Here is a 19,489-nt window from a genome sequence, read left to right on the forward strand (position 1 = left end):
CATGGGCTTCGCCCGTACCTGCTCGGTCGCCCTCGTGGGCGTCGAGGGCGTGGTCGTCGAGGTCCAGGCCGACCTCGAACCGGGGCTGGCCACCTTCACCCTCGTCGGCCTGCCCGACAAGAGCCTGGTGGAGAGCCGCGACCGGGTCAGGGCCGCGGTCGTCAACTCCGGTGTCGACTGGCCCCAGAAGAAACTCACCGTCGGGCTCAGCCCCGCCTCGGTGCCCAAGAGCGGCAGCGGATTCGACCTCGCGGTCGCCTGCGCGGTGCTCGGAGCCGCCGAGCGGATCGACCCCCGCGAACTCACCGGGCTGGTGATGATCGGCGAACTGGGCCTCGACGGGCGCGTCCGGCCCGTCCGCGGCGTCCTGCCCGCGGTCCTGGCCGCCGCGGACGCCGGATACCGCCAGGTCGTGGTCGCCGAGCAGACCGCCTCCGAGGCCGCACTGGTCCCCGGCGTCTCCGTCCTCGGCGTCCGTTCCCTGCGCCAGCTCGTCGCCGTCCTCACCGACGCGCCCGTACCCGAGGAGGAGTGCCCGGACGAGCACGGCGCCGACGCCACCATGCTCGCCGGCCTCACCGTGCCCGGCGCGGGCGGAGGGATCGCGGGGCTGGGCGGCGAACGCCGGGTGGACCTCGCCGAGGTCGCCGGCCAGAGAGCCGCCCGCAGAGCGCTGGAGGTGGCCGCCGCGGGGCGCCACCACGTCTTCTTCAAGGGCCCGCCGGGAGCGGGCAAGACCATGCTCGCCGAACGGCTCCCCGGGCTGTTGCCACCGCTCACCCCGAAGGAGGCGCTGGAGGTCACCGCCGTCCACTCCGTCGCCGGGGCGCTGCCGCCCGGTCAGCCGCTGGTCGAGCGGCCTCCCTACTGCGCCCCGCACCACTCGGCCACCACCGCGTCCCTGGTCGGCGGCGGCAGCGGTCTGCCCCGGCCCGGAGCGGTGTCCCTCGCCCATCACGGCGTCCTCTTCATGGACGAAGCGGCCGAATGCAGCGCGCGGGTGCTCGACGCGCTGCGCCAGCCGCTGGAGTCGGGGCAGGTCGTCGTGGCCCGGGCCCAGGGCATGATGCGCATGCCCGCACGCTTCCTGCTCGTCCTCGCCGCCAACCCGTGCCCCTGCGGCCGGCACGGTTCCCGGGGCGGCGGCTGCGAGTGCAGGCCCTCGTCGGTCAGGCGCTATCGCGCGCGGCTCTCCGGGCCCCTGCTGGACCGCGTCGACCTCCGGGTCACGGTCGAACCCGTCACCCGCTCCGAGCTGACGGCCCCCGGCGCCCGCTCCGAGCCCACCGAGACCGTGGCCGCTCGGGTGCGCGCCGCACGCGAGCGCGCCGCCGCCCGCTACGCCGGCACGCCCTGGCACACCAACAGCGAGGTCCCCGGCCACGAACTGCGCACCCGGTGGCCGGGGAGCCCAGGAGCGCTCGGCCGGGCCGAGGAGGACATGGAGCGCGGCCTGCTCACCGCACGAGGCCTGGACCGCGTCCTGCGGGTCGCCTGGACCCTGGCCGACCTCGCCGGGCACGACCGGCCCACGGCCGAGGACGTGGACGGCGCGCTGGAGCTGCGCACCGGCGTGCGGCGCGGCGCGGCACTCGCCGGAGGCCGGGCGTGACCGGCCGTGAGGAACGCGTGGCCCGGGCGGCGCTCACCAGGATCGGGGAGCCCGGGGACGAGGCGATGAACCGGTGGCTCGACCGGTACGGGGCGGTGGAGACGCTCAAGGCGTTCGGATCCGACTCCCCGCTGCCCGGCGCGTCCCGGACCCGCTGGGCCGGACTGCGGCAGCGTGCGCGAGGACTCGACCCCGAAGCCGACCTCGCCGCGATCGGCGGACTGGGCGGGCGTTTCGTCTGCCCCGGCGACGCCGAGTGGCCGAGCCAGCTGGACGACCTGGGCGACGGACGCCCCGTGGGCCTGTGGGTGCGCGGCAGAGCCTCGCTGCGGATGTGGGCCCTGCGCTCGGTCGCCGTCGTCGGCTCACGGGCGTGCACGGACTACGGCGCCCATGTCGCCGCGACGCTCGGTTCCAGCCTGGCCGCCCGCGGCTGGACGGTGGTCTCCGGCGCGGCGTACGGAGTGGACGGCGCCGTACACAACGGGGCCCTGGCGGTCGGGGGAGCGACCGTCGGGGTCCTGGCCTGCGGAGTCGACGTGGCCTACCCGCCGGGCAACGGCGAGCTGATCCGGCGCATCGGGGAACAGGGGCTGCTGGTCGCCGAGCTGCCGCCCGGCGACCACCCCACCCGCAGCCGTTTCGTCCTGCGCAACCGCGTGATCGCGGCCCTCACCCGCGGCACCGTGGTGGTGGAGGCGGAACTGCGCAGCGGCTCGCTGGTCACCGCGCGGCGGGCCCTCGGGCTGGGAAGGCTCACCATGGGCGTTCCCGGCCCGGTGACCAGCGGACTGTCGGCGGGCGTCCACCAGCTCCTGCGCGGTGAGGGCATCGTCGTCACCGACGCCGCCGAGATCGTCGAGCTGGTCGGCGCCATCGGCGAACTGGCCCCCGAACGGCGCGGGCCCATGGTGCCGCGCGACCTGCTGTCCCCGGAGGCGGCGCGCGTCCTGGAGGCACTTCCCGCCCGGGGTGCGCTCGGCGTCGGGGCGGTGGCGCGCGCCGCCGCTCTCGCGGAGGACCGCGCGCTCGTCCGCCTCCAGGAACTGCAGTCACTCGGGTTCCTCGAACGCAACGGTGACTACTGGCAGTTGGCCAGAGCGGCCAACCAACACACCAACAGGTGACGAGGCGGTCCTTGACCTGGGTCGATCGAGTGAAAGGGTGAGAGACATGATCGCTGAACGCTTCATTCCGCATGGCCCGGCCGCGCCGCTCCGGCCACCCGGGTAACCCCGGGGTGCGGGCAGCGGAACGTATCTGCGTATGCCCGGTCGACCGCTCCTCGCGCTGAGCGACGCCTCAGTCACGCTACGCTCCCAAGGTTCCCGACCCCTCCGTACGCCCACCGGCGTCAGCGCACAGATCACGGCAGAACGGCTCAAGACGACGCATGCCCCATCACATCCCCGGGCCCGACCGCACGGCCACGGCAGAACCGACTGCGGCCGACGGTGCCGCACGCCCTGCCCCGCCCGCATCGCTCGACGAACTGTGGCGGTCGTACAAGTGCACGGGCGACGAGCGGCTGCGGGAGCAGTTGATCCTCCACTACTCGCCCCTGGTCAAATACGTGGCCGGGCGCGTCAGCGTCGGCCTGCCCGCCAACGTGGAGCAGGCCGACTTCGTCTCCTCCGGGGTGTTCGGGCTGATCGACGCCATCGAGAAGTTCGATCCGAGTCGCTCGATCAAGTTCGAGACCTACGCCATCACCCGCATCCGCGGAGCCATGATCGACGAGTTGCGGGCGCTCGACTGGATCCCCCGCTCCGTACGGCAGAAGGCCCGCGCGTTCGAGCGCGCCCACACCGCGCTGGAGGCGACGCTGCGGCGCACACCCTCCGAGGCCGAGGTCGCGGACGAGATGGGGATCCCGCTGGAGGAACTCCACGGCATCTTCAGCCGGCTGCCGCTGGCCAACGTGGTCGCCCTGGAGGAGGTGCTCCACAGCGGCGCGGAGGGAGGCGACCGGCTGAGCCTCATGGACACCCTCGAGGACACGGCCGCCGACAACCCCGTCGAGATCGCCGAGGACCGCGAGCTGCGGCGGCTGCTGGCCCGGGCGGTCAACACCCTGCCCGAGCGCGAGAAGACCGTGGTGACCCTCTACTACTACGAAGGGCTCACCCTCGCCGAGATCGGGCAGGTGCTCGGAGTCACCGAGAGCAGGGTCAGCCAGATCCACACCAAGTCCGTACTGCAGCTCCGGGCCAAGCTCGCCGATGTCGGTCGCTGAATCGCCACCGTCCTCCCTACAGTGGGACACGTGCCCAGGATTCGAGCGGCCTCCGTGGCCGAGCACCGGACGATGCAGCGCGACGCCCTGCTGGAGGCAGCACGATCCCTGCTGTCCGAGGGCGGCACGGACGCGCTGACCTTCCCCGCGCTGGCGGCTCGCACGGGACTGGCGCGCTCGTCCGTCTACGAGTACTTCCGCTCCCGCGCCGCCGTCGTCGAGGAGCTGTGCGCCGTCGACTTCCCCGTCTGGGCGGCGGAGGTGGAGGACGCCATGGAGCGGGCCGACACCCCCCAGGCGAAGGTGGAGGCCTATGTACGGCGGCAGCTGGCGCTGGCCGGCGACCGGCGCCACCGGGCCGTCGTGGCCATCTCGGCGGGCGAACTGGACCCCGGCGCCCGGGAGAAGATCCGTGCGGCCCACGGCGGACTGATCACCATGGTGGTGGACGCCCTCGCGGCTCTCGGTCACGACGAGCCGCGGCTGACGGCCACCCTGCTGCAGGGCGTCGTGGACGCCGCGGTCCGCCGTATGGAACTGGGCGCCGCCGAGGACCCGGACCGGATCACGCGGGCCGCCGTGTCGATGGCGCTCCACGGCGTCGCGGGCTGAACTCCCTCCTCCTTTTCTCCCCCACCCCCGCTCGCCCTCCGCTTTCCCTCCGGGCGCATGCGCGCCCGCCGTCCCGGTCGCCGCCCCCCGGGCGGCACACGTCTTCGGCGGGCCCGCCGGATCCGCCGAGGCGCGGAAGGCGTACGGGCGGCGGCGACGAGAGCACCCGCGGGCGCCCGGGGCGCGTACGGCCGTCGAACGCCGCGGTTCACGGGGACGGTCCCTCCGCGCGGAGCCGGACGTGCCGGCGCCGGGCCCAGGACGCGGCCACCACCATGACCAGCGCCGCCCCCACTCCGGACACGCCGGTGACCGGTGAGCCCCGAGCGGCTACCGTCCGCATCGCGTCGCCCCGCCGCCTTCCCGGGTCCGCAGGAAGCGGAACCCCCAGCACTGGGAGGAGCCGGGAGGGACCGCGGTCGAGCAGGGAGAGCGGATCCAGATAGGCGTCACCGCGGCGCAGCCCCCAGTGCAGACACCCCGCCGGGCAGTGGAAGCCGTCCCGCTCCAGCACGCCCACCACATCCCCCGCCGCGACCCGGTCGCCCTCGCGCACCCGCGCGCCGACCGGCTCGTACGTCGTACGCAGCGGAGGGGACCCCGTGCCCGCGAGTTCGACCGAGACCACCCCGCGTCCGGCGACCTCCCCGGCGAACGAGACCCGGCCCGCGGCCACCGCGCGCACCGGCTCCCCGGGGCGAGCCGCCAGGTCCACGCCGCGGTGGCCGGCCGACCACCGTTCGGGCGGGGGATCCCAGCCGCGTCCGACCGCTCCAGGCACCGGTCTGACCCGGCCGGGTCCGGACGGGACGTCGGCCGGGGCGCCGGACGGGACGTCGGCCGGGGCGCCGGACGGGACGTCGGCCGGGCGGCCGTCCCCGGGAGCGGCACGGGCCGCAGCGGCCCCCGCGGCCGGAAGCGGCAGCGACAGGAGAATCGACAGGCAGAGCGGCAGGCAGCGCGGCGGCGTGGCGCGGAGTCGGCGTCCCATGAGCACAGCGTGGCGCGGAGAGCGGGACGGAGTTGATCTCGGGCGAGGACTGTGGAGTACCGGCCGGTTGTGGACAACCGCGTCACCCGGTCCGGGGACGGCACCGCCCGCCGCGGCGGTGTCCGCAACCCATGCGTGTCGCCCGCCGCTTCCCCGGTCCCGTACACTTCTGGTGCGATCCGGGTCACCGGATCGACTTCGCACGCCCCGCCACCCTCCACAGGCGGCCGCGCACCTCGGTCCTCGAAGACGGTCTTCAACCCGTGAACTTCGCAGGCAAGCGCGTCGGGGCGTCAGGAGCGGCGGCCGTCCGGCCGCCGTGTACAACCGAGTGATCCAAGGAGATACGGCCATGGCCGTCGTCACGATGCGGGAGCTGCTGGAGAGCGGCGTCCACTTCGGGCACCAGACCCGCCGCTGGAACCCGAAGATGAAGCGCTTCATCTTCACCGAGCGCAACGGCATCTACATCATCGACCTGCTCCAGTCGCTGTCGTACATCGACCGCGCCTACGAGTTCGTCAAGGAGACCGTCGCCCACGGCGGCTCCATCATGTTCGTCGGCACCAAGAAGCAGGCCCAGGAGGCCATCGCCGAGCAGGCCACGCGCGTGGGCATGCCCTACGTCAACCAGCGCTGGCTCGGCGGCATGCTGACCAACTTCTCGACCGTCCACAAGCGTCTGCAGCGCCTGAAGGAGCTCGAGCAGATCGACTTCGAGGACGTGGCCGCCTCGGGCCTCACCAAGAAGGAGCTCCTGGTCCTCTCCCGCGAGAAGGCCAAGCTGGAGAAGACCCTCGGCGGTATCCGCGACATGCAGAAGGTGCCCAGCGCCGTCTGGATCGTGGACACCAAGAAGGAGCACATCGCCGTCGGTGAGGCGCGCAAGCTCAACATCCCGGTCGTCGCGATCCTCGACACCAACTGCGACCCGGACGAGGTCGACTACAAGATCCCGGGCAACGACGACGCGATCCGCTCCGTCACCCTGCTCACCCGTGTGATCGCCGACGCCGTCGCCGAGGGCCTCATCGCCCGCTCCGGCGCCGCCGGCGAGGGCAAGGGCGAGAAGGCCGCCGGCGAGCCGCTCGCCGAGTGGGAGCGCGAGCTGCTCGAGGGCGACGCCCAGAAGGCCGCCGAGTCCAAGGAGGAGGGCGAGGCCCAGGCCCCGGCCGCCGCCGAGGAGCAGGCCGCCCCCGCCGAGGAGCAGGCCGCCCCCGCCGAGGGCGAGAAGCCGGCCGAGCAGGCCTGACCGACGCCGCAGGTGGTACGGCCGGGGGCAGTGCCATGAGCGCCGCCCCCGGCCGCATGCCCGTCCCGTAGATCGATCCATCCTCATCGACCTTTCGAGAAGAGATTCACCGACCATGGCGAACTACACCGCCGCTGACGTCAAGAAGCTCCGTGAGCTCACCGGCGCCGGCATGATGGACTGCAAGAAGGCGCTGGACGAGGCCGAGGGCAACGTCGACAAGGCCGTCGAGATCCTGCGCGTCAAGGGCCAGAAGGGCGTCGCCAAGCGCGAGTCCCGCACCGCCGAGAACGGCGCCGTCGTCTCCCTGATCGCCGACGACAAGAAGTCCGGTGTGCTGGTCGAGCTCAAGTGCGAGACCGACTTCGTCGCCAAGGGCGAGAAGTTCCTCGCCGTGGCCGACGCCATCGCCGCCCACGTCGCCGCCACCTCCCCGGCCGACATCGAGGCGCTGCTCGCCTCCGAGATCGAGTCCGGCAAGACCGTGCGGACGTACGTGGACGAGGCCAACGCCACCCTCGGCGAGAAGATCGTCCTCGACCGCTTCGCGCAGTTCTCCGGCGGCTACGTGGCCGCCTACATGCACCGCACCAGCCCGGACCTGCCCCCGCAGGTCGGTGTCCTGGTCGAGCTGGAGCAGGAGAACGCCGAGGTCGCCAAGGACGTCGCGCAGCACATCGCCGCGTTCGCCCCGAAGTTCCTCTCCCGCGAGGACGTTCCGGAGGAGACCGTCGCCAACGAGCGCCGCGTCGCCGAGGCCACCGCGCGCGAGGAGGGCAAGCCCGAGCAGGCCCTGCCGAAGATCGTCGAGGGCCGCGTGAACGGCTTCTTCAAGGAGAACTGCCTCCTGGACCAGCCCTTCGCCAAGGACAACAAGAAGTCCGTCCAGAAGGTCCTGGGCGAGGCCGGTGTCACGCTGAAGCGCTTCGCCCGCTTCCGCGTCGGCGCCTGACCCGTACGCCCGCTCCCGGTTAGGGTCGGGGTACGGGGGCCCGTCCCGGTGCGTCGCGCACTGAGCGCAGGCGCGTACGGACCGGACGACCGCAGTTGTGACGAGGAGGCCATTGCCGCTTTCGGGGACCGAGAGGAACCACCGGCAATGGCCTCCTCACGCGTGTGCACGAGGAGATCCGCATGAAACAGGGCAACGACCCCGGAGGCAAAGCCTCCGACAAGGACCGCGACCGCCGCCGCCGCTTCCTGCTGAAGCTCTCCGGTGAGGCGTTCGCCGGCGGTGGAGGGCTCGGAGTCGACCCCGACGTCGTGCACAAGGTCGCCCGCGAGATCGCAGCCGTGGTCCGCGACGGCGCCGAGATCGCCGTCGTCATCGGCGGCGGCAACTTCTTCCGCGGTGCCGAGCTCCAGCAGCGCGGCATGGACCGGGCCCGGTCCGACTACATGGGCATGCTCGGCACGGTCATGAACTGCCTCGCTCTCCAGGACTTCCTGGAGAAAGAGGGCATCGACTCCCGTGTGCAGACCGCCATCACCATGGGGCAGGTCGCCGAGCCGTACATCCCGCTGCGCGCCGTGCGGCACCTGGAGAAGGGGCGCGTGGTCATCTTCGGTGCGGGCATGGGCATGCCGTACTTCTCCACCGACACCACCGCCGCCCAGCGCGCCCTGGAGATCGACGCCGAGGCCCTGCTGATGGGCAAGAACGGCGTGGACGGCGTCTACGACTCCGACCCGGCGACCAACCCCGACGCGGTGAAGTTCGACGCCCTGGAGTACGGCGAGGTCATCGCCCGCGAGCTGAGGGTGGCCGACGCCACCGCCATCACCCTCTGCCGCGACAACAAGCTCCCGATCCTGGTCTTCGAGCTGCTGGCGGAGGGGAATATCGCCAGGGCGGTCCGGGGTGAGAAGATCGGCACACTGGTGAGCGACCAGGGCTCCCGGGCCTGACGCCGAGGGCGGACACGAAACGACGTCCGTACGGGAGCCGCGGTACACGGCACCGTACGGCAACTCCGTGCCGCACGATGGGCACGGTACGGGGATGGACAACAGCCTGCCGGTCGGACACCGTGCAGGAATCAGGGCTTTCCGGCTCAATTCATCGAACCAGGAGCACGTGGTGATCGAAGAGACCCTCCTCGAGGCCGAGGAGAAGATGGAGAAGGCGGTCGTCGTCGCCAAGGAGGACTTCGCCGCGATCCGCACCGGCCGTGCGCACCCGGCGATGTTCAACAAGATCGTGGCCGACTACTACGGCGCGATGACCCCGATCAACCAGCTCGCGTCGTTCTCGGTGCCCGAGCCGCGCATGGCCGTGGTCACCCCGTTCGACAAGAGCGCGCTGCGCAACATCGAGCAGGCCATCCGTGACTCCGACCTCGGCGTCAACCCCTCCAACGACGGCAACATCATCCGCGTCGTCTTCCCGGAGCTGACCGAGCAGCGCCGCCGGGAGTACATCAAGGTCGCCAAGGGCAAGGCCGAGGACGCCAAGATCTCCATCCGCAGCGTCCGCCGCAAGGCCAAGGAGGCCATCGACAAGGCGATCAAGGACGGCGACATCGGCGAGGACGAGGGCCGCCGCGCCGAGAAGGAGCTCGACGACACCACCTCCAAGTACGTCACGCAGGTGGACGAACTGCTCAAGCACAAGGAAGCCGAGCTTCTCGAGGTCTGAGGTTTTCGAGGCTGCGATTTTCGTGAACGACTCATCCTGGGGAGCACCACCGTCGGGCGCCGGGCCCTCCGGTCGCCCCGGCCACCCCGCTCATCCCGGCCACTTCGGATACCGGAGCACTCACGAACAGGGTTTCTCCTCCCCGCTTCGCGCAGAGGTGGCACAGGCCCCGGCGGGTTACACGCACGAGGACGCCGACGCGTCGCAGACTCGGCGTATGCCCATCGTGCCCGACGCCCCCGGCGGTGACCAGGACGATCGTGACAGCCGGGCGGCCGGGCGGCCGTTCGACGGCGGCCCCGTCCCCGGCGGCGGCCGGCCCGAACCGAGGACCGGTCCCGAACCGAGGACCGGTCCCGGAGCGGAGCCCGCCGCCCCCTCGCCCCGGGGCCGTTCCTCGGGCCGCAAGCGGGCGGGCCGCGACCTGCGTGCCGCGATAGGGGTCGGCCTGGGGCTGGGCGCCGTCATCATCGCCTCGCTCTTCGTCTACAAGCACGTCTTCGTCGGCGTGATCGTCGCCGCCGTCGTGGTCGGGCTGTGGGAGCTGACCTCCCGCCTCGCCGAACGCAAGCAGATCAGGGTGCCGCTGGTGCCGCTGGCCGTCGGCGGCGCCGCGATGGTCGTCGCCGGTTACGTCCGCGGTGCGGAGGGCGCCTGGGTGGCCACGGCACTCACCGCGCTGGCCGTGCTGGTGTGGCGGATGACGGAGGACCCGACGGAGTACCTGCGGGACGTCACCGCCGGTGTCTTCGCCGCCTTCTACGTCCCCTTCCTGGCCACCTTCGTCGCCATGATGCTCGCCGCCGACGACGGCCCGCAGCGGGTGCTCACCTTCCTGCTGCTCACCGTCGTCAGCGACACCGGGGCGTACGCGGTCGGCTGGCGCTTCGGCACGCACAAGCTCGCACCGCGCATCAGCCCCGGCAAGACCCGCGAGGGCCTGCTGGGGGCGGTGGCCTTCGCGATGGCCGCCGGCGCGCTGTGCGTGCACTTCCTCATCGACGGCGGCGTCTGGTGGCAGGGTCTGCTGCTGGGGCTGGCCGTCGCCGTCAGCGCCACCCTGGGCGATCTGGGCGAGTCCATGATCAAGCGGGACCTGGGCATCAAGGACATGGGCACCCTGCTGCCCGGCCACGGCGGCATCATGGACCGCCTGGACTCCCTGCTGCCCACCGCCCCCGTGGTCTGGCTGCTGCTGACCGTCTTCGTCGGCGCGGGCTGACGACCCGCATCCCGCCCGTGTCCGGGGCCCGCCGCTCGCGAGCGGCGGGCCCCGGACACGTCCACGGCACCGTGCGGGACGACGCCCGGTGGGAACGCCCGGATCGCCGCGAGGCCGCCCTCGGTGCCGGGCCGGTGCGGCTCCACCCCGGCGGCCCGCCGTCCCGGCACCCCGGCGCCCCCGGCTCATCGGGTGCAGGAGACCCCGGCCGGTCATCGCGGCTCGTAGCACTCGGCGAACGACCACTTCCCGTCCGAGTAGGGGTCGTCCGTGCCGTCGGTGTACACCTCGAGCCTGCCCTGCGGCGTCAGACGGTAGTGGTCGCGGACCGGGGCGCCCTCCACGGTGGAGTAGGTCACCTGCAGTTCCGCGTCCTCGCCGCTCTCCAGGGACCGCCGCAGGCAGGCGATCTCCCCCACCGCCCGCTCACGCAGGTCCTCGCCCTGCTCCAGGGCCACCCCGCCGCAACCCGGGAAACCGGCCCTCGCCTCCCAGCGCTCCTCGACCGGAACGTCCAGGACGCCGCAACCGGCGGCCGACACGGAAGCGACCACCACCGCGACGAGCCGCATCCGGAACCCGTCTGCCGCCGCGCCACGGCGACGGACCCCGCTCCGACCCGACACGCCCCCACCTCCCCGTTCCGGCCATTGGACGCGGCTTCGCGAAAAGGAGCTCCACGCATGCGCGCGGCGACCCCGGGCGCCGGCCGGGCCCTCGGCCGCTGTCGGCGGCGTCTTCTATCGTCGCCCCATGGGAAGCCACTTCCAGACCGTCGTCGACCTGGACGCCACGCCGGCGGACGCTCCGTCCCTCGCAGCACGCGGTCTCGCCTGGCTCGTCGCCGAGGGGATAGTCCGCGCCGAGCGCACCGACTGTGTTCTCGGCGCCCCGCTGGGACATCCGCCCGGTCCGCTCTGGACCAAGGCCGTCAGGCACCGGGACTGGGAGCCCCACGACGGACTCAACATCGAGACGGGCCCAACCGTCTTCCACGGCGGCCAGGGCGATGCCATGTACGCCGCCTGCCCCCACTGCGCCGCCCACGTGGACCTTTACACCGACGAGTGGGAGGAGGTCGAGGGCGCCTGGGAACCCTTCGAGAAGGCCATCGGCACCTGGTGCGACACGGGGCGAGCCGCCGTCGCCTGCCCGCGCTGCGGCCGAGCCGGCGACCTGGCCGCGTGGAACTGGGAGAGCGACCACTACGCGTTCGGCCACCTGGGCTTCGAGTTCTGGGACTGGCCCGAGTTCGGCACCGGCTTCCTCGAAGGACTCGCACGCGCGCTGGGCGGCCACCGCACGGTCCTGGTGGCGGGCAAGCTCTGAGGAACGGCGCCCGTACGACCGCTCCGGGCGGCGGGCCGGCCGGCCCGGACGGGGACGGGGCAGCACCGCAGCCGCCCGGGCCGAGAGCGGAAGCGGCGTGGCCGAAGACCCCCGCCGGGTCGTTCCCAGGCCGTGCGGAAGCCGCCGGCGATGGCCGCCGACCCGCTCGCGCCCGGAATGCCGCAGCCGATCTGCGCTACTGGAGGGGGTATGCCGGCGCCACCCATCGATGCGTATGCGGACCGACCACAGTCTCGAAGACCGGGCAAGCCCTACATCGGGTAGAGGAGCGCTCATGACCCACCGCACCATGACCCGTGAGGAAGCTCTTCCCCTGGTGCAGCGGCTGATCGACGGGGACTACACCGACGAAGCAGAGGGCAACACCCTGCTGGAAGCTCTCGAACGGGGCCTAGCCTGCCCCCACATCAGCGGCTACATCTTCTGGGACCTCGACCCGGAACTGACCGCTGTGAAGGTGGTCGACAGGGCCTTGGCGTACCAGCCGATCGCCCTGTGACGATTACCCGTCGAGGCGCGCCCGAGCGCGCTCGACCGCAGCGCCGAGGTAGGGGTGAGCCTTACTGATCGCGGTGTGCACCTCACTGCCCGGCTCGTAACGCACCAGGATCTCGTCAATGCGGCGGCCGAACTCGAAGCACTGGCCCGCCGGTCCGGTGGCCGTGTCCGAGTAGACCAGGGCATCCAGAAGCGGCGAGTCCTCCCGCTCGTAGGGTTCGAGTTCGGTGACCAGGCCCCGTTGCTCAGCCTCGTAGACAGCGCCGGAGTGGTGAGCGACCAGGCAGACCAGCCGACGCGGAGCGCCCAGCGATTCGAGGTGCCGGGCACCGTCGAGCGGATGGAAACCGGTCTCCCGCAGCTCGGGCGCGTACCCGATGTCGTGCAGCCAGGCCGCGGCGACGAGAAGATCCCGCTCATCCTCGGGCACGGCCGGAGACGCCTCACGGGCCCGCTCAGCAACCGTCTGAGTGTGCAGCCAGCGGTTCCCGAGCGGGGGCAGCAGCGACCCGGCCAGCTCGGCCGCGCCCTGGGGCGTATCCAGCGAAGACGACATGCCTACACGGCAGCCGAGCAGCGCGGTAAGAGTTTCCCTTCATCAAGCCGCTTCCGCCGCGTTCGGCGCGTGGCCGGCGGTCCGGGCCGTCGCTCATGTCTTCCCCGCTCCGGCCCGGACCGCCGGCCACGCGCCGAACGACGAAGAGCTGGCTGAGGAGAAACCCGCTGTGGCTGGGGCCGGTCGGCTCCACGGCTTTAGGCAGCCACCTTGGGGCGAGCCTCGAAGATCGGGGCCCACATCGGGCATTAGCGGGCAGGTCCACAGACCGCCCGAGTCACCGAAAGCTTACAGGCCCCGATCTCTCGCCCCAAGGCAGCTCCCGCCCAAAGCCGCTCCGCCGACCGCGTACTCTGGCTGCCGCTCGGGGCGCGACCGAAAGCTATAGTCGTAGGGTTTTCAACTACGCATCTGCAAGCCTGTCTAGCACGCCACTATATTCTTGGACGAATCTGTCCACGGCGGGTTCTAGGTCGAAGAAGGTGGCTTCGTCTACGCCATCTGCAAGTCCAAGGCCGAGTTGCTGTCGGATGCCACGAATGTAGTCGGCGCTAAGTTCTTTTCCGTCTCCGCCATAGTAGATCTTCGCGACGCGGCCGGAGCTACTGGGAGGTGGTGTAACCCGGATAAAGCTCTTGATGGGTGGCCCCACCTCGCATCCGAGGTTCTGTAGCGAGGAAAGAAACTCGCCAGCCTTCATGGGGCGAAAACCGGCCCGTCGATCGCGGATGCGTGACCGGAGCCACCTTCCAACATCCGAAACCACTTCATCGGAGCCACCCTCGTAGTGGGCGAACCTGTCGCACTTTTTGTACGCGGCCACGTCTGTCGCAAGATCATAAAGTTCTTGCTCCGTTGCCTCGCCCAAGGATGCGCTGTTCTTTTCCAGTAGAACCAGCATCGAAACGAGTGCAGTGCGCTTATTTCCGTTCTCGAATGAGTGGCTGCAGGCTAGGCCAAAGAACAAAGTGGCAGCAATGGATTCGAGTTTTTTGTACTTCAGTTGTCCGCCGTACCCAACGGTCTGCCGGCTGACTGCGGATTCGAGCTTATCTGGGTATAGGGGTCGGTTTCCTCCGAAGTCGCGGGAAGCGATATTCATTTTCGTCATCGCGTTACGGACTCGCAGTACTTCATCGACCGAGAGAGTTATCACTGCCTTGGACATGGCGCCCTGCTCCCTTGCGCGGTTCGGAGCAGAATCCTCGCAGAATAAAGTGCATGTCGGGCCAGAATCGGGAGAATCCGCCGACTGCTCTGGGCCGTCTGTGGGCCGTGCGAGGGTGGCCGACGATGACAGAGGACGGCCGAGAGTGACGGCGGCCTCCCTGCTCTGGCCTGGGGCGTCGGAGTTGATCTGCGACACTGGAGGGGTTATGCCTGCACCCGGAGAACTCACCTTTGTCGCGCCGCGCGGGGCCGCCAGGCCGCCGCGGCACCTCGCCGACCTCGCCCCGGCCGAGCGGCGCGAGGCCGTCGCCGCGATCGGCGAGAAGCCGTTCCGCGCCCAGCAGCTGTCGCGGCACTACTTCGCCCGGTATGCCACCGACCCCGCCACCTGGACCGACATCCCGGCCGCCGCGCGCGAGAGGCTGGCGGGCGAGCTGCTGCCCGAGCTGATGACCGTGGTGCGGCACGTCAGCTGCGACGACGACACCACCCGCAAGACGCTGTGGCGGTTGCACGACGGGACGCTGGTGGAGTCGGTGCTGATGCGCTACCCGGACCGGGTCACCATGTGCGTCAGCTCCCAGGCCGGCTGCGGCATGAACTGTCCCTTCTGCGCCACCGGGCAGGCCGGGCTGGACCGCAACCTGTCCACCGCCGAGATCGTCCACCAGATCGTCGAGGGCATGCGCGCCCTGCGCGACGGCGAGGTGCCCGGCGGCCCCGCACGGCTGTCGAACATCGTCTTCATGGGCATGGGCGAGCCGCTGGCCAACTACAAGCGGGTCATCGCGGCCATCCGCCGCCTCACCGACCCCGAGCCCGACGGCCTGGGCCTGTCCCAGCGCGGCATCACCGTCTCCACCGTCGGGCTGGTCCCGGCGATCCACCGCCTGGCCGACGAGGGGTTCAAGTGCCGGCTGGCGGTCTCCCTGCACGCGCCCGACGACGAGCTGCGCGACACCCTGGTGCCGGTCAACACCCGCTGGAAGGTCCGCGAGGTCCTCGACGCCGCCTGGGAGTACGCCGAGAAGTCCGGCCGCCGCGTCTCCATCGAGTACGCCCTCATCCGGGACATCAACGACCAGGCGTGGCGCGCCGACCTGCTGGGCCGGCTGCTGGCGGGGAAGAGGGCGCACGTCAACCTCATCCCCCTCAACCCCACGCCCGGCTCCAAGTGGACCGCCTCCCGGCCCGAGGACGAGCGCGCCTTCGTCGCCGGACTGGAGGCGCACGGCGTGCCGGTGACCGTCCGCGACACCCGCGGGCAGGAGATCGACGGAGCCTGCGGCCAGCTCGCCGCCACCGAGCGCTGAGGGCGCGCCCGCCACTGGTACGGTGGCGGGGACCTCAGCGGTCGCACACAGTAGCGAAACACCAGTAGCGAACACATTCATCGAAACAGCGGAACCGACAGGGGAGCGCGCACAGCGCTGAGAGTGCGGTGTCGCCGGAGCAGCCGAGAGGCCGCCCGGGGAGCCGCAGACCCTCGGACCTGATCCGGTTAGTACCGGCGTAGGGAGTCAGAAGAAAGTGCACACCAAGCTCCGCCGCGCCCTGGGCGCGGCCGTCCTCGGCACGCTCACCCTCTCCGCCCTCACCGCGTGCGGCGGCTCGCAGTCCTCCGGGGACGGCGGGGGGAAGGGCGGGAAGGACAAGACGGTCACCCTGGTCGCCCACGACTCCTTCGCGGCCTCCGAGGCCGTGCTGGAGGAGTTCACCGAGAAGACCGGCTACAAGGTGAAGGTGCTGCGCGGCGGCGACGCCGGCTCCTCCCTCAACCAGGCCATCCTGTCCAAGGACAACCCGCAGGGCGACGTCCTGTTCGGCGTGGACAACACCCTGCTCTCCCGCGTCCTGGACAACGGCCTGTTCACGCCGTACGAGGCGGAGGGCCTGGCGAAGATACCGGCGCGGTACCAGCTCGACGCCGGGGAGCACCGCGTCACCCCCATAGACTCCGGCGACGTCTGCGTCAACTACGACCGCGCCTACTTCGACGAGCGCGGCATCGCCCCGCCGAAGACCCTCGACGACCTCGCCGAGCCCGCCTACAAGGGCCTGCTGGTCACCGAGAACGCCGCCACCTCCTCGCCCGGACTGGGCTTCCTGCTGGCCACCGTCGCCGAGTACGGCGAGGGATGGCCGCAGTACTGGGAGAAGCTGAAGGCCAACGACGTCGAGGTCGTCGACGCCTGGGAGCAGGCGTACTACGACCGCTTCTCCGGCTCCTCCGGAGGCAAGGGCAAGGGCGACCGTCCGCTGGTCGTCTCCTACGCCTCCAGCCCGCCCGCCGAGGTCCTCGGCGCCGACCCCGCGCCCGAGCAGGCCCCCACCGGGGTGGCCACCGGCACCTGCTTCCGCCAGATCGAGTTCGCCGGACTGCTCGATGGCGCGGACAACCCCGAGGGCGGCAAGGCGCTGCTGGACTTCATGACCGGCCGCTCCTTCCAGGAGGACCTGCCGCTGCAGATGTTCGTCAACCCCGTGCGCGAGGACGCGGAGCTGCCCGAGGTCTTCACCCGGTACGGCGAGACGATCGACGAGCCCCGCACCATGGCCCCCGAGAAGATCGCCGAGAACCGCGAGGCGTGGGTCAAGGCGTGGACCTCGGCCGTCGTGCGGTCGTCGTGAGGTGAGGACGGGCATACGTGCGGGGACGGCTGCGCGCCTAGCGCTCGCGGCGGTGCCGGCCGTCTTCCTCGCGCTGTTCTTCGCCTACCCCGTCGCCGCCATCACCGCCCGCGGGCTGTACGACGGCGGGCGGTGGCGTCCGGAGCGGATCGCCGCCGTCCTCACCGACCCCGACATCCTCGGCGTGGTCTGGTTCACGCTGTGGCAGGCGGCGGCCTCCACCGCGCTCACCCTGCTGCTGGCGCTGCCCGGCGCGTACGTGCTGGCGCGTCTGGACTTCCCCGGCAGGCGGGTGCTGCGGGCGGCGGTCACCGTGCCGTTCGTGCTGCCCACCGTCGTCGTCGGCTCCGCCTTCCTGGCCCTGCTCGGCCGCGGCGGGCTGCTGGACCAGTGGTGGGGGGTGCGGCTGGACGGCGGCGTCACCGCCATCCTGCTGGCCCACGTCTTCTTCAACTACGCCGTGGTCGTGCGGATCGTCGGCGGCCTGTGGGCGCAGCTCGACCCCCGCCAGGAGGAGGCCGCGCGGGTGCTCGGCGCGAGCCGGTGGGCCGCCTGGCGCACCGTGACCCTCCCGGCGCTCGTCCCGTCGGTCGCCGCCGCCGCGCTGATGGTCTTCCTGTTCACCTTCACCTCCTTCGGCGTCGTCCAGATCCTCGGCGGCCCCGGCTACGCCACCCTGGAGGTGGAGATCTACCGGCAGACCGCCCAGCTGCTGGACCTGCCCACCGCCGCCGTCCTGACCCTGCTGCAGTTCGCCTCGGTCGCCGCCCTGATGGCCTTCCACTCCCGCACCCTCCGCCGCCGCAGGACGGCCCTGGGCATGGTCGACGCCGCCCGCACCGCCCGCCGTCCGCGCGGGGCCGGACAGCGGGTGCTGCTGGCAGGGGTGCTGGTCCAGATCGCCGTACTGCTCCTGGCCCCGCTCGCCGTGCTCGCCGAGCGGTCCCTGAGCGGCCCCGGCGGCTACGGGCTGCACCACTACCGCGCCCTGGGCTCGGCCGACGCGGCCGGCGGCACCTTCACCGTGGCCCCGCTGGAGGCGGTCGGCAACTCCCTGGCCTACGCGGCCACCGCCACCGCCGTCGCCCTGGCCGTCGGCCTCCCGGCGGCCGTCGCCCTCACTCTGCGCGGTCCGGGAGGCCGGGCCGGACGGCTGCTGCGCGGCCTCGACGCGCTGCTGATGCTGCCGCTGGGCACCTCGGCGGTCACCGTCGGCTTCGGATTCCTCATCGCCCTGGACGCCCCTCCGCTGGACCTGCGCTCCTCGTGGATCCTGGTCCCGCTGGCCCAGGCCCTGGTCGGCATCCCCTTCGTGGTGCGCACCCTGCTGCCGGTCCTGCGGGCCGTGGACACCCGGCTGCGCGAGGCCGCCGCGATGCTGGGCGCGTCGCCGCCGCGCGCGTGGCGCGAGGTCGATCTGCCGCTGGTGCGGCGGGCGCTGCTGGTCGCCGCGGGGTTCGCCTTCGCCGTCTCCCTGGGCGAGTTCGGCGCCACCGTCTTCATCGCCCGCGCCGACGCACCCACCCTGCCCGTCGCCGTCGCCCGCCTGCTGGGACGGGCCGGAGAGGCCAGCTACGGCCAGGCCATGGCGCTCAGCACGATCCTGATGCTGCTGTGCGCGGCGACCCTGCTGGCGCTGGAGGGCGTCCGCACCGACCGATCGGGGGAGCTGTAGGGATGGCATCGCTGCGACTGGACGCCGTCACCGTGCGCTTCGGGAGGCGCACCGCCCTGGACGCCGTCGACCTCGACGTCGCCGAACACGAGATCGTCTGCGTGCTCGGCCCCTCCGGCAGCGGCAAGTCCACCCTGCTGCGGACCGTCGCCGGACTGACGGAGCCGGACGCCGGACGGGTGCTGCTCGCCGGCCGCGACCAGCGGGGCGTGGCCCCGCACCGGCGCGGGGTGGGCCTGATGTTCCAGGACCACCAGCTCTTCCCCACCCGCGACGTCGGTGGCAACGTCGCCTTCGGACCGCGCATGCGCGGCGAAACGCGCGCGAGGGCCGAGGAGCGGGTCGCCGAACTGCTGGAACTGGTCGGCCTGCCCGGGGCGCAGAGGCGGCCGGTCGCCGCCCTCTCCGGCGGCGAGCAGCAGCGCGTCGCGCTCGCCCGCGCGCTCGCGCCCAGCCCCGGCCTGCTGATGCTGGACGAGCCGCTCGGCCAGCTCGACCGGTCCCTGCGCGAGCGGCTCGTGGTGGAGCTGCGGCAGCTCTTCCGCCGTCTGGGCACCACCGTGCTGGCCGTCACCCACGACCAGGGCGAGGCGTTCGCGCTCGCCGACCGGGTGGTGGTGATGGAGGCCGGGCGGATCGCCCAGACCGGCAGCCCGGTGGACGTGTGGCTCCGCCCAGCCTCGGAGTTCGTCGCACGCTTCCTGGGTTTCACCAACCTCGCCGCGGCGACCGTGCGGGGGCGGAGCGCGGAGACCCCCTGGGGCGCGGTGCCCGTACCGCCCGGCGCGCCGCAGGGGCCGTGCACCCTGCTGGTGCGCCCCGCCGGGGTACGGCTCACCGACCCCGGTGGGGGACTGCCCTGCACCGTCACCGCCCGCACCCTGCGCGGCGGCGGCTCCTCGGAGATCTCCCTGCTGCTCGCACCCGGGCGCGGACCCGCGCTGGAGGCCTCCTGCCCCCTGCACACGGCACCCGATCCGGGCACCGCCGTGTCCGCAGCCTTCGACGCGGACGAGGTGGTCGTCCTGCCCGCGCGGTGAGCGCGG

The 19,489-nt window shown here is 72.0% G+C and carries 19 protein-coding genes and 1 riboswitch; of the genes, 15 read left to right on the forward strand and 4 right to left on the reverse strand.

Features of this window, described 5'->3' with window-relative positions:
* Position 1: 1 nt before the first annotated feature.
* From BMY40_RS28715 to BMY40_RS21570, 4 genes are all read left to right on the forward strand, one after another.
* Positions 2-1,612, forward strand: coding sequence for a YifB family Mg chelatase-like AAA ATPase (locus BMY40_RS28715; protein ID WP_093662151.1), 1,611 nt, complete (start codon positions 2-4; stop codon positions 1,610-1,612).
* A complete protein-coding gene (gene dprA, locus BMY40_RS28720; RefSeq protein ID WP_245770232.1) occupies positions 1,609-2,739 on the forward strand; it encodes a DNA-processing protein DprA in 1,131 nt (376 codons plus the stop codon). Before BMY40_RS28715 ends, dprA begins: the two co-directional genes overlap by 4 nt.
* A 266-nt stretch (positions 2,740-3,005) precedes the next feature.
* Entirely contained in the window at positions 3,006-3,848 is an 843-nt protein-coding gene (whiG, locus tag BMY40_RS21565; protein ID WP_093662153.1) for an RNA polymerase sigma factor WhiG, read from the forward strand.
* A gap of 54 nt (positions 3,849-3,902) precedes the next feature.
* Complete coding sequence (locus BMY40_RS21570; RefSeq protein ID WP_093662155.1) at positions 3,903-4,460, forward strand: TetR/AcrR family transcriptional regulator; 558 nt, start codon at positions 3,903-3,905, stop codon at positions 4,458-4,460.
* 208 nt (positions 4,461-4,668) lie between these two features.
* Here the strand turns inward: BMY40_RS21570 and BMY40_RS21575 are convergent, their stop codons facing one another.
* Positions 4,669-5,451, reverse strand: coding sequence for a murein hydrolase activator EnvC family protein (locus tag BMY40_RS21575; protein WP_093662309.1), 783 nt, complete (start codon positions 5,449-5,451; stop codon positions 4,669-4,671).
* A 352-nt stretch (positions 5,452-5,803) separates the two neighbouring features.
* Here BMY40_RS21575 and rpsB point away from each other — a divergent pair, with 352 nt between their 5' ends.
* The 5 genes from rpsB to BMY40_RS21600 all read left to right on the forward strand — a co-directional run bounded on the left by rpsB (position 5,804) and on the right by BMY40_RS21600 (position 10,563).
* On the forward strand, positions 5,804-6,703 hold the full coding sequence (gene rpsB / locus BMY40_RS21580) for a 30S ribosomal protein S2 (protein ID WP_093662157.1): 900 nt from the start codon (positions 5,804-5,806) through the stop codon (positions 6,701-6,703).
* A 115-nt stretch (positions 6,704-6,818) separates the two neighbouring features.
* The gene (tsf, locus tag BMY40_RS21585; protein ID WP_093662159.1) at positions 6,819-7,655 is read left to right on the forward strand and encodes a translation elongation factor Ts; all 837 of its coding nucleotides are present in this window, start codon (positions 6,819-6,821) and stop codon (positions 7,653-7,655) included.
* A gap of 182 nt (positions 7,656-7,837) precedes the next feature.
* Positions 7,838-8,611, forward strand: coding sequence for a UMP kinase (gene pyrH, locus BMY40_RS21590; protein ID WP_093662311.1), 774 nt, complete (start codon positions 7,838-7,840; stop codon positions 8,609-8,611).
* 172 nt (positions 8,612-8,783) lie between these two features.
* Positions 8,784-9,341, forward strand: a complete 558-nt coding sequence (frr, locus tag BMY40_RS21595; protein WP_093662313.1) for a ribosome recycling factor — start codon at positions 8,784-8,786, stop codon at positions 9,339-9,341.
* A gap of 22 nt (positions 9,342-9,363) precedes the next feature.
* Positions 9,364-10,563, forward strand: a complete 1,200-nt coding sequence (locus BMY40_RS21600; RefSeq protein WP_093662161.1) for a phosphatidate cytidylyltransferase — start codon at positions 9,364-9,366, stop codon at positions 10,561-10,563.
* A 212-nt stretch (positions 10,564-10,775) separates the two neighbouring features.
* Here BMY40_RS21600 and BMY40_RS21605 read toward each other — a convergent pair whose 3' ends face one another.
* Positions 10,776-11,135: a hypothetical protein gene (locus BMY40_RS21605; protein WP_093662162.1), complete on the reverse strand. Its 360-nt coding sequence runs from the start codon at positions 11,133-11,135 to the stop codon at positions 10,776-10,778.
* 181 nt (positions 11,136-11,316) lie between these two features.
* On the opposite strand from BMY40_RS21605, the gene BMY40_RS21610 reads away from it, so the two are divergent.
* A complete protein-coding gene (locus tag BMY40_RS21610) occupies positions 11,317-11,892 on the forward strand; it encodes a hypothetical protein (RefSeq protein WP_093662164.1) in 576 nt (191 codons plus the stop codon).
* Between the two features lie 295 nt (positions 11,893-12,187).
* Positions 12,188-12,412: an e9imm peptide gene (locus BMY40_RS21615; protein WP_245770233.1), complete on the forward strand. Its 225-nt coding sequence runs from the start codon at positions 12,188-12,190 to the stop codon at positions 12,410-12,412.
* Positions 12,413-12,415: 3 nt separating this feature from the next.
* On the opposite strand, the gene BMY40_RS21620 is transcribed toward BMY40_RS21615, so the two are convergent.
* Positions 12,416-12,967 (reverse strand): HD domain-containing protein, encoded by a 552-nt coding sequence (locus BMY40_RS21620; protein ID WP_093662166.1) that lies wholly within the window; start codon positions 12,965-12,967, stop codon positions 12,416-12,418.
* Positions 12,968-13,370: 403 nt separating this feature from the next.
* Positions 13,371-14,135 (reverse strand): type II toxin-antitoxin system death-on-curing family toxin, encoded by a 765-nt coding sequence (locus BMY40_RS21625; protein ID WP_093662168.1) that lies wholly within the window; start codon positions 14,133-14,135, stop codon positions 13,371-13,373.
* A 208-nt stretch (positions 14,136-14,343) separates the two neighbouring features.
* On the opposite strand from BMY40_RS21625, the gene rlmN reads away from it, so the two are divergent.
* The 4 genes from rlmN (at position 14,344) to BMY40_RS21645 (ending at position 19,483) form a co-directional block, all read left to right on the forward strand.
* Positions 14,344-15,450, forward strand: coding sequence for a dual-specificity RNA methyltransferase RlmN (gene rlmN, locus BMY40_RS21630; RefSeq protein ID WP_093662170.1), 1,107 nt, complete (start codon positions 14,344-14,346; stop codon positions 15,448-15,450).
* A gap of 89 nt (positions 15,451-15,539) precedes the next feature.
* Positions 15,540-15,673: riboswitch (TPP riboswitch) on the forward strand.
* The gene (locus tag BMY40_RS21635; protein ID WP_093662172.1) at positions 15,668-16,768 is read left to right on the forward strand and encodes a thiamine ABC transporter substrate-binding protein; all 1,101 of its coding nucleotides are present in this window, start codon (positions 15,668-15,670) and stop codon (positions 16,766-16,768) included. It overlaps the preceding riboswitch by 6 nt.
* Before the next feature lies 1 nt (position 16,769).
* Positions 16,770-18,443 (forward strand): ABC transporter permease, encoded by a 1,674-nt coding sequence (locus BMY40_RS21640; protein WP_093662174.1) that lies wholly within the window; start codon positions 16,770-16,772, stop codon positions 18,441-18,443.
* A 2-nt stretch (positions 18,444-18,445) separates the two neighbouring features.
* Entirely contained in the window at positions 18,446-19,483 is a 1,038-nt protein-coding gene (locus tag BMY40_RS21645) for an ABC transporter ATP-binding protein (RefSeq protein WP_093662176.1), read from the forward strand.
* Positions 19,484-19,489 lie beyond the last annotated feature (6 nt).

It is taken from the genome of Streptomyces radiopugnans (assembly GCF_900110735.1).
Taxonomy (GTDB): Bacteria; Actinomycetota; Actinomycetes; order Streptomycetales; family Streptomycetaceae; genus Streptomyces; species Streptomyces radiopugnans.

What these genes read in the sequence shown, in the direction of transcription:
- BMY40_RS21605 (WP_093662162.1), bottom strand. Translation starts at nt 11,135, where the DNA reads ATGCGGCTCGTCGCGGTGGTGGTCGCTTCCGTGTCGGCCGCCGGTTGC.
- whiG (WP_093662153.1), top strand. Translation starts at nt 3,006, where the DNA reads ATGCCCCATCACATCCCCGGGCCCGACCGCACGGCCACGGCAGAACCG.
- BMY40_RS21575 (WP_093662309.1), bottom strand. Translation starts at nt 5,451, where the DNA reads ATGGGACGCCGACTCCGCGCCACGCCGCCGCGCTGCCTGCCGCTCTGC.
- BMY40_RS21625 (WP_093662168.1), bottom strand. Translation starts at nt 14,135, where the DNA reads ATGTCCAAGGCAGTGATAACTCTCTCGGTCGATGAAGTACTGCGAGTC.
- pyrH (WP_093662311.1), top strand. Translation starts at nt 7,838, where the DNA reads ATGAAACAGGGCAACGACCCCGGAGGCAAAGCCTCCGACAAGGACCGC.
- tsf (WP_093662159.1), top strand. Translation starts at nt 6,819, where the DNA reads ATGGCGAACTACACCGCCGCTGACGTCAAGAAGCTCCGTGAGCTCACC.
- BMY40_RS21645 (WP_093662176.1), top strand. Translation starts at nt 18,446, where the DNA reads ATGGCATCGCTGCGACTGGACGCCGTCACCGTGCGCTTCGGGAGGCGC.
- BMY40_RS21615 (WP_245770233.1), top strand. Translation starts at nt 12,188, where the DNA reads ATGACCCACCGCACCATGACCCGTGAGGAAGCTCTTCCCCTGGTGCAG.
- BMY40_RS21610 (WP_093662164.1), top strand. Translation starts at nt 11,317, where the DNA reads ATGGGAAGCCACTTCCAGACCGTCGTCGACCTGGACGCCACGCCGGCG.
- rlmN (WP_093662170.1), top strand. Translation starts at nt 14,344, where the DNA reads ATGCCTGCACCCGGAGAACTCACCTTTGTCGCGCCGCGCGGGGCCGCC.
- rpsB (WP_093662157.1), top strand. Translation starts at nt 5,804, where the DNA reads ATGGCCGTCGTCACGATGCGGGAGCTGCTGGAGAGCGGCGTCCACTTC.
- BMY40_RS21620 (WP_093662166.1), bottom strand. Translation starts at nt 12,967, where the DNA reads ATGTCGTCTTCGCTGGATACGCCCCAGGGCGCGGCCGAGCTGGCCGGG.
- BMY40_RS28715 (WP_093662151.1), top strand. Translation starts at nt 2, where the DNA reads ATGGGCTTCGCCCGTACCTGCTCGGTCGCCCTCGTGGGCGTCGAGGGC.